Here is a 16,514-nt window from a genome sequence, read left to right as displayed (position 1 = left end):
GTATTCCCACAATACAGAGATGACCGAAATGAAACTTAAAATAGCCCTTAGCGTAGCACTACTCGCAACCTCATTTGCATCCCATGCAGAGTTGAAAATGTCGATCAATGAACAAACTAATGGCGTCGTCGTCACGGTTCATAAAGATGGAGAACGCGTCCCTAATGCGCAGGTCACCACTAATATTAGAGGTCAGCAGGTGACAGAAACATCAGGCAGAGGGCAAGCCTTTTTCTATAAGGGAAATATCCCGAGGGTGTATCGATTTGAAGCAACCACACCTCAAGGTGAGAGTGTTCAACAAAGTCGATTTATTGGACGAGATAAATAGATTTTCGGAGTGCCTTAATCGAATCGAGCTAGTGAGTTGGAGCCGACGCTCTCCAGCATTTTTCTAACTTTTTCAAAGCGAGTGTTTTTGCTTTCCCCATGTTACCTATTTGCCACGCGAGCACGATATCAACGGTTCTTGCGTGGCCAATTTCCACTAAACTCCCGGCTTCTAACTCGGCGGTTATAAGCTGTTTAGGCAGAGTGCCTATACCCAAGTTCCGTTGAATTGCCGTTAACTTACTGCTCATTGAACTGACCGTACTGGTTTTTTGATTCAGTAAGATGTTTTTGGTGACTTTAGGCGCAGACTTCGCGGTATCGGCCACTGCGATGATCGTGTGTTCACGTCGTGTGGATTCACTGAGCGGATTTGGTTCGTTTAAAATGGAGGCACTTTTCGCGGCCACCCAGATCATTTCTACACGGCCGATAGTTTTACTGTTCACGGTATTCGGTAGTTCGATATTGGGCATCGATGAGATAAGAATATCCGCTTTTCCTGAGATTAACGCTTCCCAACCTCCCGACAAAATATCCTCTTGGACATACAGTTGCGTGCTGCATTCTGTTGCCATGTCGGCGATTAACGACAACGCAATGTCTTGTCCGATAATGCCGTCATAGGAAACAAACAGTTCGCTTTCCCAACCACTTGAGAAACGTTGTATTTGGTTTATGAGTTCATCTGACCCAGTTAGTAACTGTCGGCCATTTTCCACTAACATTTGTCCTACCTGAGTAAACACGGCTCTGTGTCCTGAACGATCTAAGATCAAGATGCCGAGTTCATCTTCCAATTTTTGAATCTGATAACTCAATGCAGAAACGGATCGATTGAGATGCGCAGAGGCTGACGAGTAAGTCCCTTCACGTTGTAGAACATCCAATATTTGTAAGGTGTCGAGCGGCAGTGTTTTCTTCAGAGTCTTCATAAAATCAATAAAAATGGGGCAAGTGTTTCAATGAGTTTAAGGCATGGTAACAGTATTGAGGTTGTTGAATCTTCGGATTTAGTCAGTAATTTGTATGCGAGTATGTCTACTAAAATTTCAAACAAGTTGTTCTATTTTTCTCGTTATCATCTTAATGCTAAGTCGAATAACCTATCGGCAATGAAACTTATCAAGGCTTAGAACTATGAACACTAGATTGAACGACACACTGACTTTTTTCGCTCGTATTTTATTGGCTTACTTGTTTATTCAAGCGGGTTGGGGAAAGCTATTTAGCTATGAAGGAACCGCGGGATATATGGCATCTCAAGGAGTTAGTGCTCACTTGTTGCCTTTGGTTATCTTGCTTGAACTCGGTGGCGGGCTTGCAATTTTAGCTGGATTTATGACTCGCTTTACAGCGTTCTCGATTGCATTTTTCTCTTTAGTCTCTGGTGTTATGTTTCACTTCGACCCAAGTTCATCGGGGCAAATGATTCACTTCTACAAAAACGTCTCTGTTGCTGGTGGGTATTTGGCGTTAGCGGTACTTGGTGCGGGATCGTTTAGTGTTGATTACTGGTTGTCTAACAAGTTTAAGCAAGACGCCAAATGGACGCGCTTAATGGTTCTTGTTCGTTAGTGGTTTTTGTCTAATCGCAGTTTATTCGTTAGTGTTGTTGGCGCAACTTATGAATAAAAACCGAAGCTCAGGCTTCGGTTTTTTGTTTCTGTTTAAGAACTTCAGTACAGTGAATTGGCTAGTTAAGCTTGCAGCATCTCGTCGCTAAACAGTTCAGCACAGCCAATGCCATTAATGGCGCAGCTTTCGTCGATATCTGATATATCGCCGCTAACCCCGATAGCGCCCAGTACCGTTTTATCTTTGTCTCGAATCAGTAGCCCCCCTGGTACTGGTACCATGTTTCCGTGTGCGAGCACGTTTACGGCGGAGATGAATGCTGGTCGGTTGTCAGCATCTTGGGCGAGTTTTCTAGAGGAACAGCCCAGTGCGAGAGCTCCCCACGCTTTAGCAATCGCGATGTCTGGTCGCATCATGCTAGAACCGTCTTGACGTTGCAGGGAAATCAGCTTGCCACCACTGTCTAAGACGGCGACCGTCAAAGGTTCTGTGTGGATCTTACTTCCTGCTTTTAAGGTTCCATCGATGATGGTTAACGCTTGTTGTAGAGTCAAACTTCCCATGTTATCTCCTAGTTTTTCAAGGGGCCGTGTACCAAGCTCAGCCAGCCAATCATTACTCTAGTTTGTGAATATCATTGACTGATTCAGCTCGGTACAAGAGTCCTAACTGGACTCTTGTAACAGCCCATAGCTGGGTAAAGTTAGGAAGGCAGCGAACTCATCGGCTGTAGAAAGTTGATAGAAAAGATCAGCTGTCTCTTCAAATCGACCTGCTGCATAGCGCGAGTCTCCGACTTCATGTTTTATGGTGTCTAGCTCTTGGTAAAGCCAAGAGTGGAATAGTGATTTGGTAAAGGTTTGGCCATCATCGAGTGTTACCCCGTGGTGGATCCATTGCCAGATATTGGCTCTCGAGATCTCAGCGGTCGCGGCATCTTCCATAAGGCCGTAGATAGGTACACAGCCATAGCCTTGAATCCAAGCTTCGATGTAATACAGTGCGATGCGTATATTCTTACGAACGCCCGCTTCGTCACGACTGCCTTCACAAGGTTTTAGTAACGAGTCTGCATTGATCACATGCTCTGGGCTTTGGAAATCCATTTGGTTTACTTTGCCATCAAGGTGCTTATCGAATATCGACATCGCTAAATCAACCAGTGCAGGGTGCGCTACCCAAGTTCCATCGTGTCCGTTTTGAGATTCTCTCTGTTTGTCTTCAATTACTTTGGCAGTCACACGCGCCATCTCTTGCGGGTCTTTTGCTGGAATAAAGGCCGACATACCACCCATCGCCAGTGCACCGCGAGCGTGACAAGTACGTACCAACAGCTGGCTGTAGGCATTTAGAAACTCTTGATCCATGCCGATCCCGTGGCGGTCAGGCAGGATGCGGTCTTTATGGTTTTTCAGCGTTTTGATGTAGCTAAAGATGTAATCCCAACGGCCACAGTTCATCGCTACGATATGATCACGCATGGCGTACAAGATCTCTTCCATTTGGAATACGGCTGGAAGTGTCTCAATCAAAACCGTCGCACGAATGGTGCCTTTGGGTACGTGGAAATAGTTTTCGGTGAAGCTGAAGATATCGTCCCACCACTGTGCTTCTTCCATACTCTCAAGTTTGGGAATGTAGTAGTAAACCCCTAAACCTTGTTGTGCACGTGATTGATAGTTGTGGAAAAAGTACAAAGCGAAGTCCATCAAGCAACCGCCGATAGGCTGATTGTTGAATTGGATGGATTGCTCAGGAAGGTGGATCCCTCGTGGGCGTGCGATCAGCAGTGCAGGATCGTCGTTTAATTGGTAACGCTTCTGCTTCTTCTCATCGAAATAACTAATGGTGCCAAGGTTGGCATCTCTTAGGTTGATTTGCCCTTCGACCATATTGGCCCAAGTAGGAGAAGACGCATCTTCAAAGCAGCACATGAAGACTTTCGCGCCTGAGTTTAGCGCGTTGATCACCATCTTTCTTTCGATAGGCCCGGTGATCTCTACTCGGCGATCGAGTAGCTCTGGTGGCGGTGTCGCCACTTTCCACTCTTTATTCTGGCGAATGGAAACGGTGTCTTCTCTGAAGTTGGGTAACTCACCCTCGTCATATTGAGCTTGTTTTATGTCGCGGTCACTTAGCAGGGTATGACGGCGATCTCCAAACTTATTGACGAGAGCTTCTAAGAATTTTAATGCATCTTTAGACAAGATCTCTTTGTACTCGGAGTTGTCCACCTTCCCAAGTACCTGCATACACAGCACATCTTCTCTCTCTTTCACGTCATTCATCATTGCTTGTCTCCTTTACACAATATGATGTCATTTTGTATACAAAATGCTCTTTTTAAGGGTATTTATATGGTAGAAATTGTAAACAAGCAAATGCTATTTAACATTTATTTATCATTTGATTTTTTTGTTATTTATTTTTACGTAAAGATATTTTATGTAAAGCAATGAATTGTAAGCTTTTCAGGATAAGTACGTACTTAATGTGACGGGTTGATGTAATGAAAATGTTTCATTTTGGGCTTGATAAATGCTGAGGATGATTCATAGTACACAAAAGTTAGTTTAATTGTATACAATCTGAACTGGAGGTTCGAATGGCAGTTATGAAAGCGATTGAAGCAGCGGTTGAAGTGCTTAAACGTGAAGGTGTAGACATCGCATTTGGTGTTCCCGGCGCAGCAATAAACCCTATGTATGCGGCTATGAAAAAGCTCGGAGGAATCGACCACGTCTTAGCTCGTCACGTAGAGGGTGCATCCCATATGGCTGAAGGGTACACACGTACCAATCAAGGCAATATAGGTGTGTGTATTGGTACTTCTGGTCCTGCGGGAACGGACATGATCACGGGCCTTTATTCTGCGACTGCAGATTCGATTCCAATTCTATGCATCACAGGTCAGGCTCCGCGTGCTCGCCTTCATAAAGAAGACTTCCAAGCGGTTGATATTGAATCCATTGCTAAGCCAGTGACTAAGTGGGCAACCACGGTGCTGGAACCTGCACAAGTGCCACGCGCATTCCAAAAAGCCTTTCATTTAATGCGTTCGGGTCGTCCGGGGCCAATCCTGATTGATCTACCGATTGATGTTCAGCTGGCTGAGATTGAGTTTGATATCGATACCTATGAACCGCTAGAACCTTACAAACCGCAAGCAACCCTAGCGCAGGTTGAGAAAGCATTAACCATGATGTCTCAATCGGAAAAACCGCTGATTGTATCGGGTGGTGGCGTGATTAACGCTGGCGCATCTGAATTGTTGCAACAATTTGCAGAAATCACCGGTGTGCCAGTGATCCCAACCTTAATGGGCTGGGGCTCTATTCCAGATGATCATGATTTAATGGCAGGCATGGTGGGCCTACAAACCTCTCATCGTTACGGTAACGAAACCATGCTCAACTCTGACTTTGTGTTTGGTGTCGGTAACCGCTGGGCTAACCGTCATACCGGTTCTGTGGATGTTTACACCGAAGGTCGTAAGTTTGTACACGTCGACATTGAACCTACGCAAATTGGCCGCGTGTTCTGCCCAGATTTAGGCATAGTCTCTGATGCCAAGGCAGCGCTAGAGCTAATGGTTGAAGTGGCACAAGAGTGGCGTGACGCTGGCAAACTGCCGAACCGAAATGCTTGGGCAAGTGAGTGTCAGGAACGCAAATCGACCATGCTGCGTAAAACCAATTTCGATGAAGCGCCAATGAAACCGATGCGTGTTTATGAAGAGATGAACAAGGCATTTGGTCGTGACACTTGTTATGTGAGCACCATTGGTTTGTCGCAAATTGCGGCCGCTCAGTTCCTACATGTTTATAAGCCTCGTAACTGGATCAACTGTGGTCAAGCTGGCCCATTGGGTTGGACAACACCAGCCGCATTGGGTGTACGAGCAGCTGATCCTGATCGCGATATTGTCGCTATCTCTGGAGACTATGATTTCCAATTCATGATCGAAGAGCTGGCCGTTGGCGCGCAATTTAACTTGCCATACATTCATGTGTTGGTGAACAACTCGTACTTAGGTTTGATTCGCCAAGCACAGCGCCAATTTGATATCGATTATTGTGTACAACTGGCGTTCGATAACCAGAATGCGCCAGAGCTTGAAGGCTACGGTGTTGACCATGTAGCCGTTGTTGAAGGCTTAGGTTGTAAGGCGATTCGAGTTCGTGAACCAGACCAAATTGCCGCGGCGTTTGAGCAAGCCAAAGAGCTGATGAACAAGCACAAGGTGCCAGTGGTCGTTGAGCTGATTCTTGAGCGAGTAACCAACATTGCGATGGGCGTAGAGATCAACGCCATCAATGAATTTGAACCGCTTGCCGAAAGCCGTGGCGATGCCCCAACAGCGCTAGCGTACAAGTAATCATTAAGTCATGTGTATCCGTAGAGCTGAGGTTTAGCTCTACGGAAAGTCTCCAATAGAGCGAGGCTTTACTACAAATAACCCAGATTTTTACAGATAAAGAATAAGGACAGAGTCATGGCAAAATTTGCAGCAAACTTGTCAATGTTATTCACGGAAGTTGATTTTATGGATCGCTTTGAAGCTGCCGCAGAAGCGGGCTTTCAAGGTGTGGAATATCTTTTCCCTTACGCCTTTGATGCTCAGGCAATCAAAACAAAGCTCGACGCTAATAACCTAGAGCAAGTGCTATTTAACTTGCCTGCAGGTGATTGGGACGCTGGCGACCGTGGTATTGCGGTAGACCCAGCGCGAGTTGAAGAGTTTCAAGCGGGTGTGCCTAAAGCGATTGCTTACGCGAAGGCTCTTGGCTGTACACAAGTGAATTGCTTGGCCGGGATTGTTCCGCAAGGTGTGACCCAACAAGACGCGCAATCGGCGTTTGTGATCAACCTGCATTACGCGGCGAACGCGCTAGCAGCAGAAGGCATCAGCCTAGTGATAGAAGCGATCAATACCCGTGATATTCCGGGCTTCTTCTTGAACACCACAGAGCAAGCCAAAGCGGTCATTAAAGAGGTAGGGAGCGATAACCTTTCTATCCAATACGATATTTATCACATGCAAATTATGGAAGGCGATCTTACGCCGACCATGCAACAAAACATTGGCCAAATCGCACACGTGCAACTGGCAGATAACCCAGGCCGACACGAACCGGGTACTGGCGAAATCAATTACCCATTCGTGCTCAATTATCTTGATGAGCTTGGCTATCAAGGCTGGGTTGGCTGCGAATACAAACCTAAAACGACAACGACAGAAGGCCTTGGTTGGCTGCACCAGTACCGTTAATTACGTCTGGTAACCCTCAAACGTTAAGGAGAACAACATGTCTAAAATTGCATTTATCGGAACTGGCATCATGGGTAAACCTATGGCGAGTAACCTTCAAAAAGCAGGTCACGATTTGATTCTGTCGGATCACTTTAATGCAGCACCTGCCGATCTTGTCGTAGCGGGCGCAACGGTCTGTCATTCACCAGCGGAAGCGACTGAAGCCGCGGATATCATTATCCTAATGGTGCCGAATACCCCTCAAGTAGAAGACGTCCTGTTTGGTGACAACGGCGTTGAGCAAGGCCTCATAGCAGGTGGCGCAACGGGGAAACTGGTTATCGATATGAGCTCCATCTCGCCTATCGCCACCAAAGCAATTGCAGCGCGAATCAATGAAGGCGGCGCGTCATACATTGATGCTCCGGTATCCGGTGGCGAAGTAGGCGCTATCAATGCCGCGCTGACTATCATGGCGGGCGGTGAGCAAGACGCCTTTGATAAAGCACGACCTCTGTTCGAAATCATGGGCAAGAACATCACGCTGGTGGGTGATAACGGTGCAGGCCAAACGTGTAAAGTGGCTAACCAGATCATTGTGGCACTGAATATTGAAGCCGTATCTGAAGCCTTAGTGTTTGCTTCAAAAGCCGGTGCTGATCCAGCACGTGTACGTCAGGCTCTATTGGGTGGCTTTGCTAATTCTAAGATCTTGGAAGTGCACGGCGAACGCATGGTTGAAGGCACATTCGACCCGGGCTTTAGAATATCGCTTCACCAGAAAGACCTGAATCTTGCGCTAACGGGCGCACAAGAGTTAGGGGTTGCATTACCGAATACGGCTAACGCTCAAGAGCTGTTTGGCGAGTGTGCCGAAATGGGCGGAGAAGGTTGGGACCACTCTGCGCTTATTCAAGCGATTGAGAAACGTTCTGACCACTCGATTCGTTAATCTAATTAACGGTTTGTCCGTTTAGTGGTTAGTCAATCAACTGATTATCCATTAATTAATTCGGGCTGCTATTGATTCGTAGCCCACCAGTTTCAAACAGTTTGTTTATAAATCGCGTAGTTTCGTCTCCTTTTATACGCGCTCCTGATACGAGGCAGAGGTTGAAGTTGTTCCTTTCCAACTTGATCTTAGCAGGCACCCTTTGGCCTTGTATCGGGGTTCTTTTTTTCTCCGTCAACTAAGGAGTGGCTGATGGACATTGATGCTAAGCAGTTTCTGCAAACCCTTTTCTCAAGTGCTGTTAATCAGGCGCTACCTAAAAATCACATCGAACCTTTTCTTCCTCAAGACATTTTTTACCGCTCAGCTAACCAAGCTGGGCGAACTGTGGTAATTGGCGCAGGAAAAGCCGCCGCGTCGATGGCCGCTGAGCTTGAAGCTGTTTGGCAAGTTAAGCAACAGCAAGATCTCGCACTGCGTGATCTTGAAGGTTTAGTCGTGACCCGCTACGAACACACCGCACCTTGCGAACACATTGAGGTGATCGAAGCGGCGCACCCCGTCCCGGATGCGATGGGCTTAGAAGTGAGCCAACGTATGCTGGAATTAGTGAGTGGCCTGAGTGCTGACGACACCGTTATTTGTCTACTGTCTGGCGGCGGTTCTGCTTTGCTAAGCCTGCCCGGTGGCGACATCAGCTTGGCAGAGAAGCAACAAATCAATAAAGCGCTGCTCAAATCAGGTGCCGCCATTGATGAGATGAATTGTGTTCGCAAACATCTATCTTCAATAAAAGGCGGTCGACTCGCCAAAGCGGCCTATCCTGCAAGGGTTGTGTCACTGGCGATTTCAGATGTGCCGGGCGATGACATTAGTGTGATTGCCTCTGGCCCAACCGTACCCGACACCACGACACGTTTTGATGCGATGGCAATTTTAGAACGTAACCAGATAGAAACACCACGCTCGGCATTTGAATGGTTAAATAACCCAGAGTCAGAAACCGTGAAGCCGGATGATGCTTGTTGGAAAAACGCAGAGCACCATATTATTGCCACGCCGATGTCGGCATTGGAAGCAGCCGCGGCAGAGGCCGAAGGTTTAGGTATTCCTGCTTATGTGCTGAGTGACTGCATTGAGGGGGAAGCTCGAGATGTAGCGAAGGTTCATGCTGCGTTGGCCAAGCAAGTGGCCAATAACAAGCACCCATTCGAGACGCCTTGCGTGATACTTTCCGGTGGCGAAACCACAGTAACTGTTAAAGGCAATGGTCGCGGTGGGCGTAATTGTGAGTTCTTGTTGAGCCTATATAACGAGCTTAAAGGCCAAGACAACATATTTGCATTGGCTGCTGATACCGACGGGATTGATGGCGTGGAAGACAATGCGGGCGCGTGGATTACCCCACAAACATGGCAACAAGGTTCGAGCCTGTCGCTTAAAGCGCAAGACTATCTCGATGCCAACAATAGCTACGACTTCTTTAAGCAAGTCGGTGTGCTGTTGACCACAGGGCCGACGCTAACCAACGTGAATGACTTCCGCGCAATATTGATTCTTTAACCTGAACAGTTCGAATAGACTGAAAAACCTTAGATTTCGAAAACACATACTATTGAATGGTCGCTCTTCCCCACATAAGAGCGACCATTTTATTTCTATCAATGTTGTGACCTCGAGTTCTGAGATTATCTTCTGGACTAATGAAGCACGTTGATTACTATGGCTTTAGTAATGAGCTGTAAAGGATGCAACATGTCTAGGATCAGACAAAAGAATCAAGATTTAATCATCGAAGTCGCGTGTGAACAATTCGCTACTCATGGATATGCCGCAACAAAAATGGCTGATATCGCGAAAGCGGCCGACATCCCTAAACCTAATGTATTCTATTATTTCAGCTCCAAAGATAAGCTCTATAATGCCGTTTTAGAAACCGTCACTCAGCCCTTACTGGAAGCGTCTCGTCCGATTGAAGAGCTCAGCGACCCTGTTGAAGCCTTGTCTCAATATATTCAAACCAAGCTGATCATTTCTCGCGATCATCCGCACGCCTCTAAGGTATTTGCTAACGAAGTGATGTCTGGCGCTAAAGTATTGCCGAAAGAGATTGGTGACGAGCTGTATAAGCAATCCCAGATGATCCTTGATAAGTTCTCAACGTGGTCAGCACAAGGCTTAATGGATGACGTTCCTGCACACCACCTGATGTTTACCATCTGGGCAGCCACCCAAACCTACGCCGATTTTGGCTGGCAGATTTGCAGCGTGATGCAGAAAGATCAGCTCGATGACAAAGACTATGAAGATGCCGCTGAATTCATCACGCAGCTAGTGATTAAAGGGTGTGGTGTGAAAAGCTAACGTTATTTGAATGTTTTTTTGGGTCTGCGATTGCAGGCCTTTTTTGTTTGTGCATGTGAGTGAGCATATGTGCAAAGCTACTTTTGTGACCTGTTGTGCAATAACTTATTTATCTTGAATTTGGCTCGATTAGGTATGCCATTTTATTTAAAGTTAGCGTTATAGTATCGGCAAAAATTCAACTCCCTCATTTTTATTAAAGCTAGAAGCTAATATTAGACTTCTATATTTATTACACGCACAACATTAAGGTTTAGCAATGACGCTCAAAAGCTTGGCATGCACCATCAGCGCAGTTCTACTGGCAGGTTGCGGTTCGACGGTCGCGACTCAAACATACAACGCCGATCTGATCATCACCAACGGACAGGTTCTAACAATCAACTCTGAAATGGATGTGATTGAAGATGGCGTTGTAGTGGTGAAAGACGACCAGATCATCGCAGTCGGTAACGAGGATTTAATGACTCAATATCGCGCCGAAAAGGTGATTGATGCTCAAGATGGGATTGTTATGCCGGGCATGGTCAATGCTCACAACCATTTACCGATGATAGCGTTCCGTGGCCTAGGTGAAGAGGGTATTTCGAACCGCTTGTTCGCATACTTCTTCCCACTTGAAGCCGAAAAGTTAAGCCGTGAACTGATTTACAACGCAACTAAGCTAGGCAGCATAGAGCTGGCACAAAGCGGCGTGACCACTTATGCCGATATGTATTACCACATGGATGAGATGGCGAAGGCGACCAAAGAAGTTGGTTTGCGCGCCGTGTTGGGCGAAACCGTGATTAAGTTCCCGGTGGTTGATGCCAAAGAACCTTACGGCGGGATTGAATATGCCAAAGGCTTTATCGAGCAGTACAAAAACGATGAGCTAATCACGCCTGCTTATGCACCACATGCGGTGTACACCGTGAGCAAAGATAAGCTTCAAGAAATTAATAAGCTATCGGCTCAATACGATGTGCCAGTGCTGATTCACGTTGCTGAATTTCCGAATGAAGAAAAGCGTATCAAAGATGAAACCAAAGCCACGTCACCAGTCGAATACATGGATGAAATCGGTGTGCTTGATGCGCGCGTAGTGATTGCCCACGGTATCCACCTTTCAGAGAACGACCAAAAATTATTGAAACAGGCCGATGCGGGTATCTCATATAACCCAATGGCGAATGCCAAAGGTGCGACAGGAATAGCTCCTGCGTGGGAAATGTACCGAGCTGATATGCGTATTGGTTTGGGCACAGACGGGCCCATGAGCTCAAACCAAGTTGGTATCATGCGTACCCTAAGTTACGCAGCGAACATGCAACGCTTAAAGCATTCCGATCGCACCATCATGATCCCTGAGCAAGTGATTGAGATGGCGACATTAGGCGGTGCGAAAGCTTTGCACATGGAAGATCAAATCGGTTCTCTTGAAGTTGGAAAGAAAGCAGATATCGTGATTGTAGAGACACAATCAGCGAACATGATGCCAAGCTATGACCCATACGCGACATTGGTTTACCAAGCGAACCCAAGCAATATCGACACCACTATCGTTAACGGTCAAATCGTAATGGAAAACCGCGTGATGCAGACGGTTCAACTGGATGAAATCCGCCAAAGCGTCGATGAGTTTGAAGCCGATATCAAAGCCTTTGCCAAAGAGCTTTCTAAGAAAGCGATCAAGTCGAAGAGTTTGATGGACTAAGACGTAAACTTGATTCTAAAATCGAATAGAATGAATAAGTAAGGCCGACATCATGTCGGCCTTTTTTGTTACGAACTCTCTCCAGAACCGTACTCCTTGAACCTCAGTTCTTTGGATGAAAGCAACACTGTGTTAATTGAAGTTGCGCTTGGTTAATTAAAGTAGCACTTAGCTAATTAGAGCAACTATTCCCGTTCGGGATACCGCTACCTAAGAATTCGACGCGAATTTGTTCGACATCTTTTAGGTACTGGTTGTTCGTTTGCTCGGTTTTATCAAAGTTGTTGAGCGTGACATTCCATGATGAAAACGGAGTGGGTTGGAAGTAGGCGTATTCGAATTTATTCGCCACGGCACCATCGGTGATGATGCTAACATCGTTGGTGGTTGGATCATCTAGGCGGTAATAGAACGCGCGTGAAACAGGGTTAGAACTGAACTGATAGTCCTTGTTCTCATATCGGTCTAAATAATTACCCGAACTGGAAACTCGTAAGTTGAGTTGCTTGCCATAAGGTAAGTTTTCCCCTTCTAAGAACACTCGTACCGTGGAAAGCCTAACGCGGTCAAACGAACACAATTGGACTTGTTCTAATGGAATAGTGAAGTTTAGTTGTCCGGTTGTTGCAAAGCTCTCTAGTTGCTCGGGGCTAGAAATGGTGTAGTTGTCGATGGTGAAATCTTGTGGTGCTGGTTGGAAAGAAGACAGAGCATTTACATACTCACTTTCGACAGTAGCCAAATCAAATTGGTAGTCCAAGTAGCTTTTATTCAGAGAAGGCGTAACTTCGCTTGGCTTCAATGCCCAATATTCGTACGCCTGAACATAGTTAGACAAAGCAACGAACATCGGACGTTTGAAGTGCATCAATACTCGTGATAGTTCACGTTCAATCGAATCGAAGCTGTCGGTGTCTACTTGATAACCCTCGATCCCATCGTTCAATCTTTGTTGTTGATTGATAGTCACATTATTGGTGAGTAAGAGGTCTACCAACTTCGCTTGCTCGTGAGCAAAGTTAAGCTGCGTGATGTTAATTGCCTTACCCAGAAGAACCTGCTTTTCGAGTTCGAGTAGGTATTGTCTTGATCCTTTGATACCTAAGCTATCGGCATATCTTAAGTTGCTGCGGATCTCGGTGATCATCAGATCCCACGCCAGATTGCTTTCATTGATGGTTGGGATGTTGAAGTTAAAGCCGTCCATCGCTTCAGATACCTTCTGGAGCTTGATGGTTGATTTAATATCCGCGGTTAACTGAGAAATGCCAGAAATCGTTTTGGTCACGCTATCAATAATGCCTGTGACGGACTTGATATTGGTGACGAGGTTTTTCGCTTTTTCTAATGCTTCAGGTGTTTTAGCCAATTGCTCGGTTAGGTCATTCACACCAGAAAGGTTGCCTGTGAATACCCCACTCACGGCACTTCCAATTTCGGCTATTGCTTTGAATATTGCTAGAGCCGCATTGAGTTGTTGTTGGGTTTTCCAATTCTCGACACCAACTAAATAAGTGGTTCTTGAACTGAGAGTGACCAGTTCTTGTGCTTTATATTGGCTATCGACCTCGGTCAGGCTATCGCCTATCTTGTCTATGTTGGATTGGGTTTGTGTGATGATCGAACTCTGAGCGCGTAGAACGTCTTCGATGTTAGCGAGTGCTAACTTGGCGGCTTCAATCTTGTCTTCAATGACCGTGTTTCTATCTTGAATAATGTCCCATTGAGTTTGATACGCGATCATAGCGTTCAAATAGGCTTCGTATTTATCTTGATATAACACCTTGTCGAGATAAGGAACGTAATTGCTCTCTTTGGTGCTGAAGCTAATGAATTGCTTGAACGCGACCGTTTGTAGGTAAAGGTCGGAAAGAATTGGATCGTCTTCAACCACTGAGCCTGAGTAACGCAAGCTCTGTTCAATCCAGTTGATGAGGTCGAGGCTAAGCTCTGGGTTGGTGTCATATAAGCTGGCTGCCATATCAAACGAGCGATTAACAATGTCTGTAAAAGGTTCAGTAGCCAGTTTCATTTGCCCAGTAATGTTCGAGTCAATGGTCGTTCTTCGGTAGTGTTCTCCTGCCAATACCACGGATTCGCCATCACCAGTTTTTCCTGTTAGGGCGTCTCGTGTAATGCTGCCATCGCTTTGGAAAGCGAGTACATTAATCGGTGTTTCTATTTCGCCGGCAATCACAGAAATTGAGGCTGCAGAGCCTTGCTGTCCGAGCACAAACGTCGGCGTGCCTTGGCCAACGATTTTCCGCGCAAAAATAAGGATGTTTTGGTTGTTTACAAGCAAGTTGAAATTCTCTGGAATTTCAATGGTATCTGCAAAAACGACGATTTTTGAGGGTTGAGTGACGTAAAGGTTTTGTTCTGCTATCCAATCACTGAGGTTGATGTGTAAATCGGATGTGGAACGAGATAGAACGCCGACATCGGAATAGGCCGATTGAACCCAAGTTGGGTATTCGGTTGAATTGGGTAAATTGTTCAGTTCAAGCCAATCGCTAGAAAAAGCCTGTGGAGAGAATGAAAGAGAAATAATAATAGGTAGAAGTCTCATATTGATGTCCTGTCGAAATTAGTATTTGCCAAATTTTGGGTAGCAGAAGCCAGCACCTTAATTTTGATAAGGTGCGGCTTTCTGTTAGGGATATATTTTTGGCTATTGCGTTATATTTTTTGTGTTTTTATATGATCGAGAGGTCTATGGACTATTCCATTTCTTGGATATATGCATTGTTTGCGAACGCTTTTGCTTTCTCACTAATATTACTCCAGTTACTTTCTGCAACCGTTGTATTGGCAAGAGCGCCTATTGCGCCTAGCATTGCGTCGTCTTTCATGATGTCGGCATTATTCTGGGCTTGTTCTAAGGCAACGAGCAGTGAAGTAAAGTCGGCATTCATTTTCTGCCAATTTAGTTTCAGCTTATTAATATGTGGAATCGCATTTTCTATTTGTTGAGAAATCATATCAATACTCTCTGAAGAGCGATGATAAGAGTTATATATTTTCTGTGTGTAAGTTAACTGTTCTTGAAGCTCTTTTACTTCGTTTTGTAATTCGTTACGAAGCTTACGCGCTTTTTCTGCTTTATCGCCGTATACACCCATGATTGGTCCTGCAACCAGAGGGAACCATGCATAAGTTACTGCGGTAGAGGCGACCGTAACATAGTGAGTGTAGTCTTTGTTGAGTTGAGTGATACGTGCATTGATGTCATTCACTCGTTGTTGAAGCGCGCTGCCATCATCGCTTAGGTAACCGTTGTGAGTGCCTTCTAATACATCTAACTGCAATTTTTGTGTATCTAATGTAGCTGAAAATTCCAATAGGTTACCGCCAACGTCAGACACTTCTTGTTGGTATTTCATGGAAAAACTCTGCAGGCTTTTCAGGTAAGCGATCGCCACCTTTCTATTGCGTTCTACCGCTTCGATATCTTCCGGGAGCGGCGAGAATGCTTTGGCCAGCATTTCATTCAAAGCATCGCTAAGTGGGTTAAGCATGTAGTCTTTAATTTGGACGTAATTGGCCAAGCTTAATGAAAGACCAACGATGCTTGGATAAAGATCTTTTTTCCAATAAAAGGCGGTATCGTGAATATTTGAGTATTGCTGAACCAGTGCTTGGAAATTAGAGAAAGGAATGTCGTTAGGAATACTTAAAGTAGATTTCATACTGGCTTCTGTCACCGGCAGCGCTAAAGCGCCTTCGACATACGCTTGGATTTGATACCACTCTTGTTGCTTAAGAATAAAATTGTCGGTCTCTAGATCGATAAAAACCCCATTTTCACCGATGATCGTGTCGTAGGTGACTTGAGGTATGTTTTGTTCAGCTGACGCTTGGTTGATTTGAACTGGAGCTGCTTGAGAAGTGAGTGCAAAAGAGGAAAGTAGCCCAATCGAAATCGAAGATAATACGAGTGTTTTTGTGATTTTTTTCATTATTTAGCCCTGTTAGATTTGTTATTAGCTTTTTGCAAAGTCAATAATTCCCTACCATTTAGATGGTATTTTTAAATATTTATGAAGGGTTATTGAATATTTTAATATTGTTATTTTTGTGATTATTTTTTGTTCTTTAAAATTAACCTCTTTAATGTGTTTTTTGTTTTTATAAGATTTGGCCAATCTATAGCAGATTTATAATGAAAAGTTCTATTTAGGTCACACATTTGGATTCATATTGATCGTTTGTTGATCTATTGAATTTAATGATATTTGAATCATTAGTTTTGGTTCTTTTGTCAGGCTAGGTATGGAAAGGTCTCGAGAGGTTTTCATTCTATTCATAAAGGTGGTAAGTGATAAAAATATAATTATCGC

General features: G+C 45.1%; 13 protein-coding genes. 8 read left to right on the top strand and 5 right to left on the bottom strand.

Going from position 1 to position 16,514, the window contains the following annotated elements; genetic code table 11:
• The first annotated feature begins 28 nt into the window (after positions 1-28).
• Positions 29-331, top strand: a complete 303-nt coding sequence (locus AC3CIA_RS18050) for a hypothetical protein (protein ID WP_488519434.1) — start codon at positions 29-31, stop codon at positions 329-331.
• A gap of 28 nt (positions 332-359) precedes the next feature.
• Here the strand turns inward: AC3CIA_RS18050 and AC3CIA_RS18045 are convergent, their stop codons facing one another.
• Entirely contained in the window at positions 360-1,265 is a 906-nt protein-coding gene (locus tag AC3CIA_RS18045) for a LysR family transcriptional regulator (protein WP_488519433.1), read from the bottom strand.
• A 205-nt stretch (positions 1,266-1,470) separates the two neighbouring features.
• Between AC3CIA_RS18045 and AC3CIA_RS18040 the strand changes: the two genes are divergently transcribed.
• Positions 1,471-1,908: a DoxX family protein gene (locus AC3CIA_RS18040; RefSeq protein ID WP_017075257.1), complete on the top strand. Its 438-nt coding sequence runs from the start codon at positions 1,471-1,473 to the stop codon at positions 1,906-1,908.
• A 122-nt stretch (positions 1,909-2,030) separates the two neighbouring features.
• Here the strand turns inward: AC3CIA_RS18040 and AC3CIA_RS18035 are convergent, their stop codons facing one another.
• Both AC3CIA_RS18035 and aceB read right to left on the bottom strand, forming a co-directional pair.
• Positions 2,031-2,471 (bottom strand): GlcG/HbpS family heme-binding protein, encoded by a 441-nt coding sequence (locus AC3CIA_RS18035; protein ID WP_016795812.1) that lies wholly within the window; start codon positions 2,469-2,471, stop codon positions 2,031-2,033.
• Between the two features lie 102 nt (positions 2,472-2,573).
• On the bottom strand, positions 2,574-4,199 hold the full coding sequence (gene aceB / locus AC3CIA_RS18030; protein ID WP_488519432.1) for a malate synthase A: 1,626 nt from the start codon (positions 4,197-4,199) through the stop codon (positions 2,574-2,576).
• Between the two features lie 314 nt (positions 4,200-4,513).
• Between aceB and gcl the strand changes: the two genes are divergently transcribed.
• From gcl to AC3CIA_RS18000, 6 genes are all read left to right on the top strand, one after another.
• A complete protein-coding gene (gcl, locus tag AC3CIA_RS18025; protein WP_488519431.1) occupies positions 4,514-6,286 on the top strand; it encodes a glyoxylate carboligase in 1,773 nt (590 codons plus the stop codon).
• 117 nt (positions 6,287-6,403) lie between these two features.
• Positions 6,404-7,180 carry a hydroxypyruvate isomerase gene (gene hyi / locus AC3CIA_RS18020; protein WP_488519430.1) on the top strand — a complete coding sequence of 259 codons (777 nt, stop codon included), beginning with the start codon at positions 6,404-6,406 and terminating at the stop codon, positions 7,178-7,180.
• A 37-nt stretch (positions 7,181-7,217) separates the two neighbouring features.
• Positions 7,218-8,114: a 2-hydroxy-3-oxopropionate reductase gene (locus tag AC3CIA_RS18015; RefSeq protein ID WP_488519429.1), complete on the top strand. Its 897-nt coding sequence runs from the start codon at positions 7,218-7,220 to the stop codon at positions 8,112-8,114.
• 252 nt (positions 8,115-8,366) lie between these two features.
• Positions 8,367-9,677, top strand: coding sequence for a glycerate kinase type-2 family protein (locus AC3CIA_RS18010; protein ID WP_488519428.1), 1,311 nt, complete (start codon positions 8,367-8,369; stop codon positions 9,675-9,677).
• A gap of 192 nt (positions 9,678-9,869) precedes the next feature.
• Entirely contained in the window at positions 9,870-10,478 is a 609-nt protein-coding gene (locus AC3CIA_RS18005; RefSeq protein WP_019826185.1) for a TetR/AcrR family transcriptional regulator, read from the top strand.
• Between the two features lie 259 nt (positions 10,479-10,737).
• Complete coding sequence (locus AC3CIA_RS18000) at positions 10,738-12,174, top strand: amidohydrolase (RefSeq protein ID WP_488519427.1); 1,437 nt, start codon at positions 10,738-10,740, stop codon at positions 12,172-12,174.
• Positions 12,175-12,346: 172 nt separating this feature from the next.
• Here AC3CIA_RS18000 and AC3CIA_RS17995 read toward each other — a convergent pair whose 3' ends face one another.
• Positions 12,347-14,743, bottom strand: a complete 2,397-nt coding sequence (locus AC3CIA_RS17995; RefSeq protein ID WP_341634406.1) for a hypothetical protein — start codon at positions 14,741-14,743, stop codon at positions 12,347-12,349.
• A 151-nt stretch (positions 14,744-14,894) separates the two neighbouring features.
• A complete protein-coding gene (locus AC3CIA_RS17990; protein WP_488519426.1) occupies positions 14,895-16,133 on the bottom strand; it encodes an alpha-xenorhabdolysin family binary toxin subunit A in 1,239 nt (412 codons plus the stop codon).
• Between the last annotated feature and the right edge of the window lie 381 nt (positions 16,134-16,514).

The organism is Vibrio sp. QJM3NY_27 (genome assembly GCF_057785955.1).
The sequence above is the reverse complement of the archived record's forward strand: the minus strand, read 5'-3'. Positions and strand labels throughout refer to the sequence as shown.

Bases quoted from the DNA above. Each gene is read 5' to 3' on its own strand.
- AC3CIA_RS17995 (WP_341634406.1), bottom strand. From the start codon at position 14,743: ATGAGACTTCTACCTATTATTATTTCTCTTTCATTCTCTCCACAGGCT.
- AC3CIA_RS18005 (WP_019826185.1), top strand. From the start codon at position 9,870: ATGTCTAGGATCAGACAAAAGAATCAAGATTTAATCATCGAAGTCGCG.
- AC3CIA_RS18000 (WP_488519427.1), top strand. From the start codon at position 10,738: ATGACGCTCAAAAGCTTGGCATGCACCATCAGCGCAGTTCTACTGGCA.
- aceB (WP_488519432.1), bottom strand. From the start codon at position 4,199: ATGATGAATGACGTGAAAGAGAGAGAAGATGTGCTGTGTATGCAGGTA.
- AC3CIA_RS18035 (WP_016795812.1), bottom strand. From the start codon at position 2,471: ATGGGAAGTTTGACTCTACAACAAGCGTTAACCATCATCGATGGAACC.
- AC3CIA_RS18050 (WP_488519434.1), top strand. From the start codon at position 29: ATGAAACTTAAAATAGCCCTTAGCGTAGCACTACTCGCAACCTCATTT.
- AC3CIA_RS18040 (WP_017075257.1), top strand. From the start codon at position 1,471: ATGAACACTAGATTGAACGACACACTGACTTTTTTCGCTCGTATTTTA.
- AC3CIA_RS18010 (WP_488519428.1), top strand. From the start codon at position 8,367: ATGGACATTGATGCTAAGCAGTTTCTGCAAACCCTTTTCTCAAGTGCT.
- gcl (WP_488519431.1), top strand. From the start codon at position 4,514: ATGGCAGTTATGAAAGCGATTGAAGCAGCGGTTGAAGTGCTTAAACGT.
- AC3CIA_RS18045 (WP_488519433.1), bottom strand. From the start codon at position 1,265: ATGAAGACTCTGAAGAAAACACTGCCGCTCGACACCTTACAAATATTG.
- hyi (WP_488519430.1), top strand. From the start codon at position 6,404: ATGGCAAAATTTGCAGCAAACTTGTCAATGTTATTCACGGAAGTTGAT.
- AC3CIA_RS17990 (WP_488519426.1), bottom strand. From the start codon at position 16,133: ATGAAAAAAATCACAAAAACACTCGTATTATCTTCGATTTCGATTGGG.
- AC3CIA_RS18015 (WP_488519429.1), top strand. From the start codon at position 7,218: ATGTCTAAAATTGCATTTATCGGAACTGGCATCATGGGTAAACCTATG.